Here is a 17203-nt window from a genome sequence, read left to right as displayed (position 1 = left end):
GATCTCATCTCCCAACCCTATAAGCTGCTATACTATCTCCTGAGAAAGATTATCATTAAATGATACAACTTTCTGCCGCTCCACGGTTTAATTCCACCTGTAGACGGATAATAAATACGTTCAACATCGTTACTATTCGAATAAAGACTGTTATTTTTTCTTTAACTATATATAATAAAGTGTATGCTTTAAAAAGTTGAGCTTTCGTTTCTAAATATAATGCTAGAGGTGAAGTCCCATGTTGACGTTAAGTGTATTGGATCAAACACTCATCCCTGAAGGCAAATCCCCTACTGAAGCGCTCAGGGATACCGTTAGACTAGCTAAGCATGCCGAAGCGCTTGGCTATTATCGATTCTGGGTGTCGGAGCATCATGCTTCCAGCGGCATTGCCGGAACGAGTCCTGAGGTGCTGCTCTCTCACCTTGGAGCAAAGACTAGCCACATTCGCCTCGGCTCAGGAGGAGTAATGCTTCCTCATTATAGCGCTTATAAAGTAGCTGAAAACTTTAAGGTGCTTGAAGCATTATATCCTGGCCGAATCGATGTCGGTGTCGGCAGGGCCCCAGGCGGAACACCTCTTGCCTCACGTGCGCTGCAAGATGACATCCCTAGGTCCGTAGATCGTTTTCCAGAGCAAATACGTGATCTAACCGCCTATTTGCATGATTCTTTGCCGCAAAGTCATCGCTTTGCTGGACTGCGTGCGGCACCTTATGTAGAGACAGCACCAACGTTGTGGATGCTTGGCTCAAGTGGTGACAGTGCCATTGTAGCAGCAGAGCAAGGAGCCGCTTACGCCTACGCGCACTTTATTAACCCACATGGCGGTGCAGACACGATGCGTTATTACCGGCAGCATTTTAAGCCATCATCGTATCAAAAAGAGCTCACCACGTTGTTAACGATATCTGTCATTTGCGCGGATACACAGGAAGAAGCAGAGCTGCTTGCGCGGAGCATGCAGTTAACCTTTGTGCTGCTCGAACAAGGCAAGCAAACAAATGGATTCCCGTCTGTAGAGACGGCAATCGACTATCCCTATACCGCATATGAACGGATGCGGCTGCAAGATATTCGGAACCGGGTGATCGTGGGCAGCCCCGAACAAGTGAAGCAGCAGCTACTTGATATACGTGAACTATATCAAACAGACGAGATTATGATAGTTACGATGGTCCATGATATCGAGGCCAAGCTAAAGTCGTATCAACTGATTGCTGATGTATTTCGTGAGCAGCCACAATAAAATGCAAGAAATATAAGAGCCTTGTCCCGAAGCCCGTTATAACCTTTTGCGCCTCACTGGACACTGAATGGTGTGCATAAAAATACCCTCATATCCCATTTTGTTGTGGAATTTGAGGGTATTTCGGTTATCATTGCGGGGGCGGTCGTTTTCATTTATAGTGTGATGTAGAATCAGTTTAGTCCAAAGAATGCAGCAGTTCCTCTTTAAAATCCCTTTTAATAAACATAGTCACAATCATCCACCCCGTGCTCAAACATGCAAACCACAGCGGTAGGCCGATTGTGTTAACAAATACCCCTATCCAAGCAAGCACACTCACAAACAGCCAAAATGCCGTACTTATGAGCAAGAGTAAAATTCTCAAGAGGACATTTATGATGTCATCCATCGTGTCACCACCTGTTGTGTGTTATATTGCCGATTCCAGTGATTAGCTCATTTATTAAATAGTTAATTTCTGCACGTATATCACATTACACAAATTCCAGTAAATTCATATTTTTAATTATAATGAAAAAAATTATTAGACATAATTAGCGAGTAAAATGTAAAGAATATTTGACATATGGAAATGGTATAGTATAATTGTTGATGTAAAAGATGTTTTACTTTTGAGATAAGATAGGTGGAGAAGCCCATGATAAAATTACGTAAAGCAGACGAAATGGAACAGTTTTATAACGAGAAATCTACCAAAAATGGTTTTTTATTTTATACAGCAGCCTTGCTGGGATGGGCATTATACGACTTTTTTACGAAGGGAACGCCTGGTTTGCAGATGACCTTGCTTTTGATAGGATGTGCCGTCTACTTTTGGTCTAGGGTTTCATACAATTATAAAATGAAATAGAACTACCTTTCTTATATCGATTGGTATTCATGTTTAAGTCAAACTCAAAAAAGATGACAATGATCTCATTTATGGTGATTAAAAGTTGTCTTTTTTGCTTACATCGAACTAGTAGCTATTAAACTGTTATGCCTCACGACCTAAGCACACGATCAACAAATTTTGTTTTCGCTTCCGTGTAGGCTTCACGATCAAGATTAAATTTCTGTGCTAGATTATTTTTGAGATTGGCATATTCATTTGCTAGCTGCGGATTTCCCCTTAACTTATCACGAAAAAGCAACTGTTTTTCCCATCGTTGTTCTCCCTTTAGCATGAAGTGAAGATGAGCTACACGTTTATCGTTTTTGACCTTTACAAAAAACCTTCTCCAGTTTTTATTATCTAAATGAGGAGGTACATAATGCCAGTCATAGCTAGATAACAACGCAGCAACATCAGTAATCCGTTCAAATGAATCAACATCAGCCATTATATCGATGATTGGTTTTGCAGGGAGATTAGGGACAGAGGTACTCCCTATATGTTTAACCTCCCTCGTTCCAAATGGTGAAAGAAGTTCATAAAGCTGTTGTTCCTCTTGTTTACCCTTTTCTAACCATGCAGGGTCTGGATCAGCGATTTCAATTAATTCGGTTGCCCAGACGGGCCAATTAGTTTGATCATCATTTTTGCTCATAATAAACCTCCAACATAAAACGGAATTGGGTCACTCCTAAAGGTGATTCTCGCTTATCTAACAGAAGCCGTATGTTATTACAAATATTTTATATTTTTCACAATATAATTTGCCCCTGAATAAACCGTCAATATGAACAGCTGCCCATATCGAAATCAAGCGCACTGGGATTGATGTAATGAGACTAAAAGGAAAGTTTCCCAATAAACACATCACAATTGCAACAACTTGAATTACTAGTTTAATCTTGCCCCACTGTCTGCTTGAAGGAGTGCAATCCCTCGCGCAGCGGCATACGTTCGAAGCGCAGTAATTACAACCTCTCTACTAATAATAGTAGATAACAAATACCGAAGACAAAACACCATTTTGCACTAACAAAATCATCGCCGCTGATACGAGAAACTTATCTGCTAAAGGAGAAACAACTCCTATCTTACCTCACTCTTCCCTCTGCTGGGTACGACGGTATTGAACTCTCATTGTTGCTATCTGACTTCATTCGGACGTTTGCGGATCGGAATATCTGGGTGATAGTGCCTCTGTGACCGTAAAACTCACTTAAAATTCCGAAACGCGCCCACTTCCGAAAATGTATCGGCACAATGGGCGCGTTATTAATTAGCTATATAATCATCGGGAATGATGTACTGTGCATATCGTGAGGTTAATCCGTCTTGGACTCCGCTTCGATTCGCGGTACACGGACGCTGGATAGCATATAATAAGTTAGCGGCGAGAGCGAGGGTGATTTGTACAAAATTTATCGCAATGTTACACGTAAAGTTCTTCAGAACGTTCGTTAGCATGGCGGATAAGTTATCGGGAAATCACGTTTCCCCCAACGCCCGAAACTCGCACCACTACGCCATTTACGAGACTTTATGCTCAATTCTCAGCTTGTCAGCTACCATCGCGATAAACTCGCTATTAGTTGGCTTAGACTTGCTAATGTTAATGGTATAACCAAATAATCGACTAATACTGTCGATGTTGCCGCGTGTCCAAGCGACTTCAATCGCATGACGAATTGCACGTTCGACGCGAGATGGCGTCGTTTTGTATTTCTCGGCAATGGCTGGGTACAGAGTCTTCGTAATAGAGCCAAGAATTTCAATATTGTTGTACACCATAGTGATGGCTTCACGCAAATATTGATATCCTTTAATGTGAGCAGGTACGCCAATTTCATGAATAATAGTTGTAATATTCGCATCTAAATTTTTGCTCTTCGAAAGTGGCACAACGTTTGACTTTAACGAAGAGTTCGTAATAAATGAACTTGCATTCGAGCTTGATATCATATGAGCCGCAGAAGAGCCAGAAAGCTGACGAATTCGGTTGGCTAACACATCCATATCAAACGGTTTTAATATGTAGTAAGATGCCCCCAGTTGAACCGCACGCTGTGTAATGCTCTCCTGACCAAATGCAGTAAGCATAATGATCTTAGGCTGCGGAGATAAGTTAAGCTGGCGCAATCGTTCCAATACACCCAAACCATCTAAGTGAGGCATAATAATATCAAGAATAAGGACGTCAGGGACGGAGCGAGACTGCTCCAGAAATTGGAGCACTTCTTCGCCATTATAGGCAACACCCGTGACGACCATATCTTCCTGCTCCGACAAGAAATCCGCTAACAAATTCGTAAATTCTCGGTTGTCATCCGCTAATAATACTTCAATCTTTTGCAACTGAGGATCCTCCCTTAAACAAGTTTCGCAATCGTCGCGTCTTATCTTGCATTGAAGTGACGTGGCGTTATTCTTTCTTGATTATGATATTCGACATCTAAAATGAAATACCTTCTGTCGAATATAATTTTTCTTTCTTTTTCTCTATAAAACATTTATAATTATAATTTCGTTTGTTTTTCAACAGGCTTCATGCTTGTTCGTGACGTTTCGACAACGAAAGAAAGGTCCACGCGATTGCCGTGAACCTTTCCTTGTTGTGACCATTGGGAGTTGGACAACACTACGCCTGCATCCTGCAACATCCATTCAATAAAGCAACCATAACCTGAGCTTGGGTTGTTAACAAAAACGTGTGTGACCGCTCCAATAAGCTTATTATTTTGAATAATCGGACTGCCTGACATCCCTTGTACAATGCCACCCGTCTTTTGGAGTAAGCGCGGGTCCGTAATTCGTATGACCATTCCCTTAGTGGCAGGTCCCGATTGTCGTGTCACATGTACAATCTCAATTTTGAAACGTTCAACCTGCTGTCCATTAACAACCGTGAGCATTTCAGCAGGCCCTTCCTGAACTTCCTCATTAAAGCCAATCGGAATCGGCTCCTTAAAGACACTATGTTCTGGATTTGCAGTCATTTTCCCAAATATACCAAACGGTGTGTTTCGTTCCACATTGCCGAGAACCCGACTCTCTTTTACAAACTGAGCTCTTTTTTCACCTGGCTCACCATTTTGACTTTTGGAAATAGAAGTAACGTTTGATTGCACAATTTCACCTTTGCCGACTACAATTGGTGTTTGCGTATCCATATCCGTAATGACATGTCCGAGAGCCCCATACACTCCCTGATCCGGTGCATAAAACGTTAACGTACCTACACCTGCCGCTGAATCACGAATATAGAGGCCAAGCCGCCAAAGCTTATCCTCAGCATCATACGCAGGCTGAAGCTTGGTCTGAACTTCATTAGCTCCACGTCGGATTACTAGCTCCAAGGCTTTATCTGCTTCTCCTGCTTGACGTACGATGTCCGCAACTTTGGACACATCCTGAATACGGGTGCCATTCATACGCACAATAAGATCACCAAGCTGCACGCCTGCATCTTCCCCAGGTGATAATTTGCGTTCTTCACTTACTTTAACCAGATGATGACCTACTACTAAGATGCCGTCAGATTTCACTTTAACACCGATCGTTTGCCCGCCTGGAATTACTCTTAAATCAGGCACGACATTTACTTTCAGTGTCTTAATTGGAATCCGGTTAAACAGCTTCAACTTAAGTTTTGCCTGTCCAGCTTGTGAAGTCGAGAGCGAAAGCGGCTGACGAGAAGATACACTTAACGCTGCCGTACGTTTGCCATTTACCTGCAAGATGTCAGGCCGATCAACCGTTGCATTTGCCATTACTGGCATCACCAGATGTAGCTGTTTTTGTTGCCCTTCAAATAAACGTAATTCGCTTGGTAAAGCAGCATAAGTGCGAAAAGGGGTTGTTGTGCAGCCGATACTAATGATCAGGACAAGCACAAGACCTAGCAGCCGTTTAATGTTGGGGTTCAAAGGTGTCCACACTCCTTTGCTTCGAAGCTTTGACGTTTAAGGGAATGGCCCTTAATCGTAACATTAAGTTAACCTTGACCCCAACCTTTTATAAGTGAAAATGATTCCTCAAAACCTTGATTTTAAGCACCTTTTTGCCTTTCAGCCAATTTAAGCATTTCCTGTGCATGATGTACGGTTTTTTCCGTAACTTCCACACCGCCTAACATACGTGCCAGCTCCTGTACCCTGCCACCTTCGTCCAATTCGGTTACAAACGTAGATGTTCGTTCGTCTTGCACCCGTTTCTCAATGTAATACTGATGATCGGCCATACAAGCCACTTGCGGCAAATGCGTTATGGCGAATACTTGACCACTGCCAGCCACTTCTGCAAGCTTTTCTGCAATTGCTTGCGCAGCTCGACCGCTAACTCCTGTATCTACCTCATCAAAAATAAGAACGGGAATACGATCAACTTCTGCAAATATCGTCTTTAGTGCCAGCATAATACGCGACAGTTCACCACCCGACGCAATCTTATGTAACGGACGAAGCGGTTCACCTGGGTTGGGCGAAATAAGGAACTCAACATCATCCCATCCCTTCCTCGTCAGACGAGTAGCTACACCGTCAACATCTACACCCTGATGATCCTGAAGCAAATCAATCCGAACCCCAAGCCGCGTTCTTTCCATATGAAGATGCTTTAACTCACGCTCGATCCGAATGGTCAGCTCCGCAGCCAGCTTCTTCCGTAAATCACTAAGCTCACTTGCTAACAGTATCGCTTCCTCAAGCTGAATAGCCTGTTCTTTTTCTAATTTCTCAATTCGTTCATCTTTATTTTCCAGCTTGTCCACCTCACCTTGAATGTGCTCAAGGTGAGCAAGCATCGCTTCAATGGTTGAGCCATATTTCCGCTTCAAGCCGATAATGTGATCTAACCGATCTTCAATTTGCTCCAATCGTGCAGGATTAAATTCGATTTGTTCACGATAATCACGCAGTTGAAAAGCAGCATCCTCCAGCTGATAAAATGCGTTTTGCAATTGCTCGACTAGAGGCTGAAACTGTTCAGGGTCTACCGGAACAATTTGCTCTAATCGGTCAACTGCCAAGCTTACCGCATCCATCGCTCCTTGACCATACAACTTTTCATATGCGCCATTCACATTATCCATAAGCTTTTCAGCATTGGTTAGTTTGCGCTTTTCTTCCGTTAACCATTCATCCTCACCTAATTTTAGCTGGGCGGACGACAGTTCCTCAATTTGGAAACGGTATAAATCCAACATTTGATACGTTTGTTGGCTAGTCTGCTTTAACTGTTCCACCTCACGCAGAACTTCTTTATATCGATTGTACTGCATCGTATATCGTCGTTTTACCTCGGCTAATGATTCCCCACCGTATGCGTCTAGCCAATCTAAATGCTTGTCTACCTTCAAGAGTGATTGATGCTCATGCTGACCGTGAATATTGATGAGCATTTCACCCACCTCGCGCAGCATCGTTAAATTCACCATCTGTCCATTCATCCTACAGAAGCTCTTGCCTTGCGCGGTCAATTCACGTCTTATGATCAGCAATTCATCTCGGGACGCATTAATGCCAAGCCTGTCCACTGTATCCCACACGGGATGATCATCGTCAAGTTCAAACGAGGCTTCCACTTCTGCACGCTCGCACCCGTATCTGACAAAGTCCGAAGAACCCCTTGCGCCTGCTATGAGGCTCAGCGCATCAATAATGATGGATTTACCTGCCCCCGTCTCACCCGTAAGCACATGAAATCCTTTATGAAAATGCAATTGCACCGCTTCGATAACCGCCAAGTGACGGATTGACAATGCGACTAACATCCCGGCATCCCCTCCTATGCCTATCTTTGCGTAAGATTATGAAATGTAACTCATCACTTGATCAACAACACCTTGCCCAGTGTCCTTCGTCCGACTGATGATTAAAATCGTGTCATCACCGCACACCGTTCCTAAAATTTCTGGCCATTCGATGGCATCCATCAGCACTGCAATTGCATTAGCCGTCCCCGGCAAGCATTTGATGACGACTAGATTTTCTGCCCGATCTACACTCACAAAGTTATCAAGCAAAGCCCGCTTCAACTTCTGAGCCGGATTAAATCGCTGATCGATCGGTAAAGAGTATTTGTAGCGGCCATTATCCATCGGTACTTTTATTAAATGAAGTTCCTTCATATCCCTTGACACTGTCGCTTGCGTGACATGAAAACCAGCCTTCCTCAAGGAATCCACCAGTTCATCCTGCGTCTCAATATCGTTATTCATGACAATCTCTCTTATTTTAATATGCCTTTGACCTTTCATGAAGACCCTCCAAAACCAGTATTAAGCTCTATACTCTTGACTATTTATTCGCTGGAACCACTCGGTTCTCCTACATCCATACGAATGACTCTAACGCTCCGATCCGCCATATCAACAATGACTACCCCTGCACAATCCGGAAACGCAAGAAAATACGTCGTCCACAGCTTCCGAATACCGCTCGCTGTCCAATCCAACTGCATTCGTTCTCTTGCACACCGTACGATGTACCAATCTTCTTTTTGCTTTACAATGAGGTCTACCCACAATCGAGAACTTTGTTCTTCCTGTTCATCCACACGGATTCGAATGGGTACCGAGAACTTGCCGCCAACAATCTCATAACCTTCCTGCTCAAGCAATCGTTCGGTCTCATCGTCATGAACGTAATGGTCGGACAAAAATAGTTGCTCCATCGGCTCCGTTCGATACAATGCACGTCTGCTGACGAAGACGCCCCATACAACAAGTCCGATCAAAATAAACCACAATACGGCATAGTCGCCCTTCATGCCAACACCATCCTTAATTAGAGGTACATGATAATGGCTCATCGTGATGTGAAAAGGCTTCAATTTGCTGTATATGTACATTGTATAGGAAAAAGGGGGTAAACAGCAAAAGAAAACCCATCCGTTGGATGCTTGTCCCTTTACGGATAGGTTTCATCTAATACATATTTATAAAAATGATTACTTAGTTGTCAAGAAGAAGCCCGAAATTTCTGATTGGCCTCCTTGACAACTTGTGCAATATAATCACGGGAGGTCGTTACCCCATACCCCTCGTTTAGTTCATCCGGCACGATCCAGTACGCCAGAAATTCGATATTGCCCTCGCCTCCAGTAATAGGAGAATACGTTAAGCCCTGCAAAACGAAGCCCATTTCGGTTCCGAAGTCAAGAATGTCACGCAGTACAGCTTCGTGCGTAGCCGGGTCCTTCACTACTCCTGACTTCCCGACCTTTTCCCTGCCTGCTTCAAATTGTGGCTTAATTAAAGCGACAATACGTCCAGGACGTGTAATTAATGCCCGCAAAGGCGGCAAAATAAGCTTCAAGGAGATAAAGGATACATCAATTGATGCAAAATCCGGCTGAGGGCCTTCAAGATGTTCTCTCTCAACGTAACGGAAATTGGTACGTTCCATAACCTTTACCCGTTCATCATTACGTAAAGACCAATCCAATTGATTGTAGCCAACATCTACCGCATATACTTTCGCTGCACCGTTTTGGAGAGCACAATCGGTGAACCCTCCTGTTGACGAGCCAATATCAATCATCGTCGCATCTTGCAGTGATAGCTCAAAATGCTGGATCGCCTTTTCTAGCTTCAGACCACCGCGTCCTACATAAGGATGCGGTGCGCCCTTCACATGAATGGAAACAGCACGGGGTACTTTCATCCCTGCCTTCTCAATTCGTTCTCCGTCTGCATAGACAAGTCCCGCCATTATGGCTGCTTTAGCCTTTTCGCGGCTTTCATAGAAGGCCTGCTCAACGAGCAGCACATCTATGCGTTCTTTCGGTGTCGACATGCCCTAGCTCCTGTCTTGTCAAGATTACGTTATGCGCGTGTCAGTCGATTGTCGCCGCGCGAAAATAACATCGTTCTTAGCTCGTTAGCAACCCGATCCGCTGTCAAGCCGACTTCTTCACGCTGCTGCTTAATACTTCCATGTTCCACAAAATAATCTGGAACCCCAATCGGAGTAACCATTTGATTATAAATGTGGCGCTCTGCATAAAATTCCAGCACACTGCTGCCAAGTCCGCCTCTCGTACAAGCTTCTTCCAATACGATCATCGGCAAATGTTCTTTGGCAAGCTGCAACAACATCGTTTCATCCAGCGGCTTAATAAAACGAGCGTTAACGACGCGCAGCTGAATACCATCACGGCGCAGCAGCTCGGCAGCTTCCTCTGCAATCTGGATCATCGGTCCTACAGCAAGCACTACTGCATTGTCTCCCTGACGAACGACTTCCCAACTTCCGATTGGAATCGGATGAAGTTCGGGGTCACACGCTACACCGACACCGTTAATGCGTGGATAACGCACAGCAATTGGACCTGCATTGTATTCCACAGCGGTCTTCATCATATGCCGCAATTCGTTCTCGTCTTTAGGCATCATCAGTACGATATTCGGAATATGACGCATATACGCGATATCGTAAATGCCTTGATGGGTTTCCCCGTCCGGTCCAACAAATCCGGCACGATCAATTGCAAAAATGACATTTGCATCTTGACGGCAAATATCATGAACGACTTGATCATAGGCCCGCTGCAAAAATGTGGAATACACTGCGTAAACTGGCTTCATCCCTTCCAGTGCAAGAGCAGCGCACATCGTTGCTGCATGTTGTTCCGCGATCCCAACGTCTATCATCCGACCAGGAAACTTCTCTGCAAACTGTAACAGCCCCGAACCACCAGGCATCGCAGGTGTTACCGCAACAATTCGATCGTCCTGCGCTGCAAGCTCAATTAGTGCATTACCAAACACTTCCGTATACATAGGATTACCGACTGCTTTTACAACTTGACCGGACTCAATCTTATAGGGTGTGATGCCGTGCCACTTGTGCGAATCCGCTTCCGCAGGTGAATACCCTTTGCCTTTGCGTGTAATGACATGCACGAGTACAGGACCTTCAACACGATCAGCTTGATCAAATGTATCTATAAGCTTCCTAATGTCGTGCCCATCAACAGGCCCCAAGTATGTCAGGCCAAACTCTTCAAATAGCATCCCTGAAACTACTAAGTATTTGAAACCGTCCTTCATCCGTTCAGCTGTTTTGGCAAGCTTGCCGCCAATGGCCGGTATTTTCTTCAGCAGCTGTTCTACTTCTTCCTTTGCTTTTACATACGTACGGTCTGAACGGATCTTGCCTAAGTAATTGTGTAAAGCTCCTACATTAGGCGCAATCGACATTTCATTATCATTAAGCACGACCATTAAATTCCGCTTTTCGTGACCGATATGATTTAGAGCTTCCAATGCCATGCCTCCGGTTAGAGCGCCATCCCCGATTATGGCGACAACCTTGTTGTCCTCTCCCTTTAGATCACGTGACAACGCCATTCCCATTGCTGCTGATAACGATGTACTGCTATGGCCTGCTTCCCATACGTCATGTTCACTTTCTGCACGCTTAACAAATCCGCACAAACCTTTGTACTGCCTGAGCGTATCAAATTTATCTTTACGACCCGTCAATATTTTGTGAACATACGATTGATGTCCAACATCAAATAAAAACTTGTCGATAGGACTATTGTACAAATAATGAAGGACGATCGTTAGCTCTACCACGCCCAAATTAGGTGCCAAATGCCCGCCAGTGGCAGACAGCTTCTCGATGAGGAATTGGCGAATCTCTTCGGCGAGCGCTGGCAGTTGATCCACCGTCAGCCGCTTCAGATCACTAGGTTGATTTATCTGTTCGAGCAGCACGGGTTTTCCCTCGCTTTCGTTGGTTCATTTGGTGATGATACGTGTTAACCTATCTATATATACACCAATTCATGTAAAAGTTCTCACATAAAAGGTACCCGCTTATTATAACACATGAGCAGCTGCACTTCGAAATTTATCCGCAAGGTATACATTAATATACTCGATTCATCAAATAGTCAGCCAATTCCAGCAATCTGTCTGGGTACGGCAAATTGGCCTCCAGCACAGCTGATTTCGCCTCCTGCGTCAATCGTGCCACTTCCGCTTTGGATGCATCCAGACCAATAAAGTAAGGATAGGTCACCTTGCCGCTTTTCTCATCACTGCCCTTTTGTTTGCCGAGTAAGGCTTCATCACCGATAATATCCAGAATGTCATCCTGAATTTGAAAGGCAAGCCCCAGCTTTCTGCCGAATTCGGTCAGTGCGGCAATTTGCTGCTCGTTAGCGCCGCCGATTCTTGCACCTGCACGAAGTGAAAAGACGATCAAATCACTTGTCTTATGCAAATGTATGTATTCTAGCTGCTGAATGGAAGTCACGCCTTGCTCGCCTAGCATATCAGCGGCTTGTCCACCGACCATCCCTATCACACCTGAATAATAAGACAGCTCCTCAGCTACCGTTAACATAATATCTGCTGGCACACCATACTGACGAGTGGCCTGTGTCACACTATAAAATGCATGGGTAAGCAGCCCGTCACCGGCGAGAATGGCCATCGCTTCCCCATGTACTTTATGATTCGTCAGCTTGCCTCGACGATAATCATCATTGTCCATTGCCGGCAGATCGTCGTGGACTAAAGAATAGGTGTGAATCATTTCTACCGCACATGCTACAGGCATTGCCGATTGCACGTTGCCCCCCAAGCTTTCACATGCCACTAGCACAAACACAGGGCGCAGCCGCTTTCCTCCGGCCATTAACGAATACATCATCGATTCCTTTAGATTGTTGGGAAATACCCAATCTGCCGGAAGTGTCTTCGGAAGCGCTTCCTCAATCTCGCTTACCCGCGACTTTAGATAGTGTTCCAATGCCAGATTTGCTTCGGCGTTATTCAATCAGGTCACCTGCTTCCGGTTGAAACGCCTGTCGCTGCCATTCTCCGTCTTGCTCTGTCAGCATTTCGATCTTGCGCTCCACCTGTTCAAGCTTGGACGAGCAGTTCTTCGACAGCATCATTCCTTCTTGAAATAACTCAATCGCCTGCTCTAAGGGAACATCGCCACTTTCCAGTTGGTTGACGATGTGCTCTAAGCGTTCCATCGCAGCTTCAAAGGACATGGCTTGTACTTGTTCCGTATCATGATTCATCGTCTTCTCTCCCTTTCATGGACCATACCTGGCAATTCAGCTGCCCGTCCGACACGTTCACTTTTATGATATCACCTAGCTGCACGTCTGCAACTTGCTTAATGAGTTTGTTTTCCTGCTCATCATATACGAGGCTGTATCCTCTTGACATTACTTTAAGTGGACTTAACGCATCAAGCTGTCGCATAGTCCCGTGAAGCTGCATCTGCTGTTTGCTGACGATACTGTTGATCAGCGATCGCAGCTGTTTCGTATTTGTAACAAGACGCGTTCTAGCCATCTTCGTCTGATTTAGCGGCGACTGCTCACGCAGCCTTGCAGTTGCAGCATGTAGACGTTGTTCAGCACCAACGACAGTCAACTTCCCTCTGTTTAACAAGCGTTCATTCCAGCGTGCCAACCTTTCCCGATACTGCTGCACGCTTTGCTTCGGCTTACGAATGACAGGTGATTGCTGAACTCTTAACAAGCGTTCCTGTTGTATCGCAACATTACGCTGTATCGCCTGCTTCAGTCGTCGATCCAGATGATGCAAGTGCTGCTTGAGGTCGTCCTGATGAGGTACAGCCAGCTCTGCTGCCGCAGTTGGTGTTGGTGCTCGTAAATCTGCCACAAAATCCGCAATCGTAAAATCAGTCTCATGTCCAACCGCAGAAATAACGGGCAGATGTGATTCTGAAATTGCACGGGCAACAATTTCTTCGTTAAAGGCCCATAGTTCTTCTAATGAGCCGCCGCCTCTACCTGCAATAATGACATCTACTTCACCATGACGGTTTAGAGCTTGTATAGCATGCGCGATTGAAGAGGCTGCTTGCTTGCCTTGCACCAATACGGGATAGACCAGTACCGTCATACCAGGTTGTCTGCGATGAAGTGTCGTTAAAATATCACGGATGGCCGCTCCAGTAGGAGACGTTACAACACCAATCGCTCTCGGAAAAGTGGGCAAAGGTTTTTTGCGTCCCTCATCAAACAAGCCTTCCCCCTGAAGCTTCTGCTTTAACTGCTCATAGGCTAAATATAAGCTGCCAATACCGTCAGGCTGCATCTGCTGTGCATAGAACTGATACTGACCGTCACGCTCATAGACGGTCACATAGCCATTAGCAACGACTCGTGTGCCTTCCTTTGGCCGGAACGGAAGCTTTTGATTGTTGGAAGCAAACATAATCGCTTTAATTCGACTATCTGCATCCTTCAATGTAAAGTACATATGGCCGCTCGAATGATGCGTAAAATTAGATATCTCTCCACGCAGCCAAATATCCTGCATGCGTTCATCGCCATCCAGTTTCATACGAATGTATCGATTGAGATCTTTAACGGACATAATCCGCTGTTCATCTGTACGTGACATCAACATCCTCCCGCCTTATAAGTAAGACAAGGGTGATACCCGGTAGTCCTTCACCGCTATCACCCTGCATGTCAGTAAGCCTCATATATCCGTTACGTTATTTGGTGAATCCTCTTTGCTGCTTTAAGTGTATTGTACATAAGCATCGTAATCGTCATCGGACCTACACCACCTGGAACAGGTGTTATCCAAGCACACAAGTCTTTGACATCTTCAAAATCAACATCACCCGCAAGCTTGCCGTTATCAAGGCGGTTCATGCCTACGTCAATTACCACAACACCTGGCTTCAGGAAGGAGCGGTCTACAAAATTGGCGCGACCAATCGCAACGACAAGAATGTCTGCTTGACGCGTCAATTCCTTCATGTTAGCCGTGCGTGAATGACACATTGTAACGGTTGCATTCTCGCGCTGCAACAGCAAGGATACAGGTTTACCAACAATGTTGCTGCGCCCTATAACAACCGCATGCTTGCCTGCTATCTCTACTTCATGGCGCTTCAACAATTCAATGACACCCGCAGGTGTACAAGGCAACAAAGACTCGTCTCCAATAACCAAATTACCAACGCTTACCGGATGGAAGCCATCCACATCTTTGGCAACTGCAATGGAATCGATGACAGCCTTCTCGTTGATATGCTTAGGCAAAGGAAGCTGAACCAGAATCCCATGAATCGTAGACTGTCCATTCAGTGTCTCAATAAGTGCCAGAAGATCAGATTCCGTCGTATCTGCTGGGAGTCGGTGTACTTCTGAGTAATAACCTAGCTCCAAACATGTTTTATGCTTGCTGTTCACATACACCTGTGATGCTGCATCTTCTCCGACTAATACAACAGCAAGTCCAGGCTGAACACCCTTTGCTGTCAATCTGTCCACTTCTTGTTTCATTTCTTCACGCATAGCTGCTGATACCGTTTTACCATTCATCAAAGAACCTGCCATGTTCTCTCCCCCAATGCAAATCGTTATCTATTACAACATGAAGCACGATCAACAATAGAAATACATCCATGTCAACACGCTTTAGAACACTAACTTTAGAACACCAAATGACTTTCCTTGCCTAATACGAGCCTATTCTGTCAACCGATCTTATCAACTTACTCTTGTTCTACAGCACCAGCTTCTACATCTGTGTTAGTACTTGAAGCTGCTCCTTCGTCCGTTTCCACATCTGAAATAACTGCTGCAGGATTACGATCACGAAGCATTTGTCCTAATACGCCGTTTACGAACTTGCCTGACTCATCTGTACCAAAATGCTTCGCCAATACAACCGCTTCGTTTACGATTACTTTTGGCGGCACATCATCACGATACAACAATTCGTAACTTGCAAGGCGCAATATTTGACGGTCTACTCTTGAAAGTCGATCAACTTGCCAACCTTTCAAGTAACCTGTCAGCACAAAGTCAATATCCTCGCGCTTCGCCCAAGTTTCACCTACCCATGTCAGTACATGTTCACGCATGGCGGAGGCATCCTTTGCCTCTACACCCGTCTCGTTATCCTCTTGCTTCGCTTCATCCACGACCATTTCGACCGCTTGCTCAGGCGTAATCCCTGTCATTTCTAATTGGTACAAGCTTTGAATGGCCATTTCTCTCGCGATACGTCTTTTCATCTTTGTTCCTCCTGCGCTCTTATCAACATGATGTCCCAGCAGTCGATGCTCTATATCATCAATGTTTTATTTCTGCTGCCAAATGATTACTTGATATGTCGGGGAACATCCTAATGGCTCGACCAAGAAAAAATCCTATGCCCGCCCCGATTAGCTCCCCGTCGGTTGACCGGCGGTGCCACAGTCGTTCGGAGCGTCCATAGGACTACTTCAACCATCTCCAGCGCTCGGACAGCCACACACGCATTCGCTGCCACGGGATCATGGGGCCTAAGTCCATATCTTTATGCTTGCCAACGGTGTAACCGATAAATACGAGCAGCGCAACAAAGAGCATGTCCCAAAACCCAACGAATAAATACACTAGACCTAATCCGATTCCAGCTGCTATACCGATGATTCGTCCACTGTGACTCTCCCACAATTGTTTCCACATCGGAAGTTCACCACCTATTCAACACGTGCCTTAAACGTCTGCGACTGCACCACATTCGCGACGTAAACGGACACGTAAGATACAGGAATCCCAGTAATCTCATGTACATAGTCACGAACGTTGCGCTGAACTTCCTCCGTAATGCCAGGAATAGCGTTCTCCCCATCTACGATGGCACGGATCATAATATCCAACCCTGCGTCATTTGCACGGATACGCGCTTTAAGATCCTTAACACCACGCACCCGTCCTGCCGCCTTTAACGCTACATTCTCAATCGTTTCGAGCGAGATCTTAATATCTCCTATTTCTGTACGCTGATCGATCGATGGCAATGAAGTGCGCTCACGTCGAATCGACACATAGAAAAAGCGGATGCTTATCAAAAACAGAACCGCAGCTACCGTAATAACCGTAATTAACATGCCATCAGGCAAGTTCAAAACGATAAGCTCAGGTAGCAGGCCGCTTGCTACAATTATAGCCGCGACGGACAACGTGCCGATTACGATGCTGTATAGAAATAACAGCAGTCTGTCAAAGATTCTACCCATATTGCCGCGCCTCCTTGTTGAATTACAGGTAACCCCCTGCCATATGGAGGG

At 45.1% G+C, this 17203-nt stretch carries 18 protein-coding genes; 2 read left to right on the top strand and 16 right to left on the bottom strand.

Annotated elements, in window-relative coordinates:
• Positions 1-238 precede the first annotated feature (238 nt).
• The gene (locus H509_RS0105275) at positions 239-1249 is read left to right on the top strand and encodes an LLM class flavin-dependent oxidoreductase (RefSeq protein ID WP_028544162.1); all 1011 of its coding nucleotides are present in this window, start codon (positions 239-241) and stop codon (positions 1247-1249) included.
• A gap of 178 nt (positions 1250-1427) precedes the next feature.
• Here H509_RS0105275 and H509_RS0105270 read toward each other — a convergent pair whose 3' ends face one another.
• Positions 1428-1640, bottom strand: a complete 213-nt coding sequence (locus tag H509_RS0105270) for a hypothetical protein (RefSeq protein WP_028544161.1) — start codon at positions 1638-1640, stop codon at positions 1428-1430.
• 249 nt (positions 1641-1889) lie between these two features.
• Here H509_RS0105270 and H509_RS0105265 point away from each other — a divergent pair, with 249 nt between their 5' ends.
• Positions 1890-2102 carry a hypothetical protein gene (locus tag H509_RS0105265; RefSeq protein ID WP_036696308.1) on the top strand — a complete coding sequence of 71 codons (213 nt, stop codon included), beginning with the start codon at positions 1890-1892 and terminating at the stop codon, positions 2100-2102.
• Positions 2103-2235: 133 nt separating this feature from the next.
• On the opposite strand, the gene H509_RS0105260 is transcribed toward H509_RS0105265, so the two are convergent.
• From H509_RS0105260 to amaP, 15 genes are all read right to left on the bottom strand, one after another.
• The gene (locus H509_RS0105260; RefSeq protein ID WP_028544159.1) at positions 2236-2781 is read right to left on the bottom strand and encodes a GrpB family protein; all 546 of its coding nucleotides are present in this window, start codon (positions 2779-2781) and stop codon (positions 2236-2238) included.
• A gap of 872 nt (positions 2782-3653) precedes the next feature.
• Complete coding sequence (spo0A, locus tag H509_RS0105255; protein WP_028544158.1) at positions 3654-4478, bottom strand: sporulation transcription factor Spo0A; 825 nt, start codon at positions 4476-4478, stop codon at positions 3654-3656.
• A gap of 161 nt (positions 4479-4639) precedes the next feature.
• On the bottom strand, positions 4640-6049 hold the full coding sequence (gene spoIVB / locus H509_RS24330; RefSeq protein WP_036696304.1) for a SpoIVB peptidase: 1410 nt from the start codon (positions 6047-6049) through the stop codon (positions 4640-4642).
• A 122-nt stretch (positions 6050-6171) separates the two neighbouring features.
• Positions 6172-7893, bottom strand: coding sequence for a DNA repair protein RecN (recN, locus tag H509_RS0105245; RefSeq protein ID WP_028544157.1), 1722 nt, complete (start codon positions 7891-7893; stop codon positions 6172-6174).
• A 36-nt stretch (positions 7894-7929) separates the two neighbouring features.
• Positions 7930-8379: a transcriptional regulator AhrC/ArgR gene (gene ahrC / locus H509_RS0105240; protein ID WP_028544156.1), complete on the bottom strand. Its 450-nt coding sequence runs from the start codon at positions 8377-8379 to the stop codon at positions 7930-7932.
• Positions 8380-8423: 44 nt separating this feature from the next.
• Complete coding sequence (locus H509_RS24325) at positions 8424-8933, bottom strand: DNA-binding protein (protein WP_245595983.1); 510 nt, start codon at positions 8931-8933, stop codon at positions 8424-8426.
• A gap of 149 nt (positions 8934-9082) precedes the next feature.
• On the bottom strand, positions 9083-9919 hold the full coding sequence (locus tag H509_RS0105230; RefSeq protein WP_028544155.1) for a TlyA family RNA methyltransferase: 837 nt from the start codon (positions 9917-9919) through the stop codon (positions 9083-9085).
• A 29-nt stretch (positions 9920-9948) separates the two neighbouring features.
• A complete protein-coding gene (dxs, locus tag H509_RS0105225) occupies positions 9949-11847 on the bottom strand; it encodes a 1-deoxy-D-xylulose-5-phosphate synthase (protein ID WP_028544154.1) in 1899 nt (632 codons plus the stop codon).
• A gap of 154 nt (positions 11848-12001) precedes the next feature.
• Positions 12002-12916 carry a polyprenyl synthetase family protein gene (locus tag H509_RS0105220; protein WP_036696298.1) on the bottom strand — a complete coding sequence of 305 codons (915 nt, stop codon included), beginning with the start codon at positions 12914-12916 and terminating at the stop codon, positions 12002-12004.
• Positions 12909-13169 carry an exodeoxyribonuclease VII small subunit gene (gene xseB / locus H509_RS0105215; protein ID WP_028544152.1) on the bottom strand — a complete coding sequence of 87 codons (261 nt, stop codon included), beginning with the start codon at positions 13167-13169 and terminating at the stop codon, positions 12909-12911. Before xseB ends, H509_RS0105220 begins: the two co-directional genes overlap by 8 nt.
• Entirely contained in the window at positions 13159-14529 is a 1371-nt protein-coding gene (gene xseA / locus H509_RS0105210; RefSeq protein ID WP_028544151.1) for an exodeoxyribonuclease VII large subunit, read from the bottom strand. The genes xseB and xseA overlap by 11 nt, the downstream gene beginning before the upstream one ends.
• Before the next feature lie 92 nt (positions 14530-14621).
• Positions 14622-15479 (bottom strand): bifunctional methylenetetrahydrofolate dehydrogenase/methenyltetrahydrofolate cyclohydrolase FolD, encoded by an 858-nt coding sequence (folD, locus tag H509_RS0105205; RefSeq protein ID WP_028544150.1) that lies wholly within the window; start codon positions 15477-15479, stop codon positions 14622-14624.
• A 158-nt stretch (positions 15480-15637) separates the two neighbouring features.
• Entirely contained in the window at positions 15638-16162 is a 525-nt protein-coding gene (nusB, locus tag H509_RS24320) for a transcription antitermination factor NusB (RefSeq protein WP_051286826.1), read from the bottom strand.
• Positions 16163-16367: 205 nt separating this feature from the next.
• Positions 16368-16598, bottom strand: coding sequence for a DUF2273 domain-containing protein (locus H509_RS0105195; protein WP_028544149.1), 231 nt, complete (start codon positions 16596-16598; stop codon positions 16368-16370).
• 14 nt (positions 16599-16612) lie between these two features.
• Positions 16613-17152, bottom strand: coding sequence for an alkaline shock response membrane anchor protein AmaP (gene amaP / locus H509_RS0105190; RefSeq protein WP_028544148.1), 540 nt, complete (start codon positions 17150-17152; stop codon positions 16613-16615).
• Positions 17153-17203: the final 51 nt, after the last annotated feature.

It is taken from the genome of Paenibacillus taiwanensis DSM 18679 (genome assembly GCF_000425125.1).
Taxonomy (GTDB): Bacteria; Bacillota; Bacilli; order Paenibacillales; family Paenibacillaceae; genus Paenibacillus_B; species Paenibacillus_B taiwanensis.
This window is presented reverse-complemented; position numbering and strand designations above follow the sequence as displayed.

Bases quoted from the DNA above. Each gene is read 5' to 3' on its own strand.
- H509_RS0105275 (WP_028544162.1), top strand. From the start codon at position 239: ATGTTGACGTTAAGTGTATTGGATCAAACACTCATCCCTGAAGGCAAA.
- H509_RS0105270 (WP_028544161.1), bottom strand. From the start codon at position 1,640: ATGGATGACATCATAAATGTCCTCTTGAGAATTTTACTCTTGCTCATA.
- H509_RS0105265 (WP_036696308.1), top strand. From the start codon at position 1,890: ATGATAAAATTACGTAAAGCAGACGAAATGGAACAGTTTTATAACGAG.
- H509_RS0105260 (WP_028544159.1), bottom strand. From the start codon at position 2,781: ATGAGCAAAAATGATGATCAAACTAATTGGCCCGTCTGGGCAACCGAA.
- recN (WP_028544157.1), bottom strand. From the start codon at position 7,893: ATGTTAGTCGCATTGTCAATCCGTCACTTGGCGGTTATCGAAGCGGTG.
- ahrC (WP_028544156.1), bottom strand. From the start codon at position 8,379: ATGAAAGGTCAAAGGCATATTAAAATAAGAGAGATTGTCATGAATAAC.
- H509_RS24325 (WP_245595983.1), bottom strand. From the start codon at position 8,933: ATGAGCCATTATCATGTACCTCTAATTAAGGATGGTGTTGGCATGAAG.
- H509_RS0105230 (WP_028544155.1), bottom strand. From the start codon at position 9,919: ATGTCGACACCGAAAGAACGCATAGATGTGCTGCTCGTTGAGCAGGCC.
- xseB (WP_028544152.1), bottom strand. From the start codon at position 13,169: ATGAATCATGATACGGAACAAGTACAAGCCATGTCCTTTGAAGCTGCG.
- xseA (WP_028544151.1), bottom strand. From the start codon at position 14,529: ATGTCACGTACAGATGAACAGCGGATTATGTCCGTTAAAGATCTCAAT.
- folD (WP_028544150.1), bottom strand. From the start codon at position 15,479: ATGGCAGGTTCTTTGATGAATGGTAAAACGGTATCAGCAGCTATGCGT.
- nusB (WP_051286826.1), bottom strand. From the start codon at position 16,162: ATGAAAAGACGTATCGCGAGAGAAATGGCCATTCAAAGCTTGTACCAA.
- H509_RS0105195 (WP_028544149.1), bottom strand. From the start codon at position 16,598: ATGTGGAAACAATTGTGGGAGAGTCACAGTGGACGAATCATCGGTATA.
- amaP (WP_028544148.1), bottom strand. From the start codon at position 17,152: ATGGGTAGAATCTTTGACAGACTGCTGTTATTTCTATACAGCATCGTA.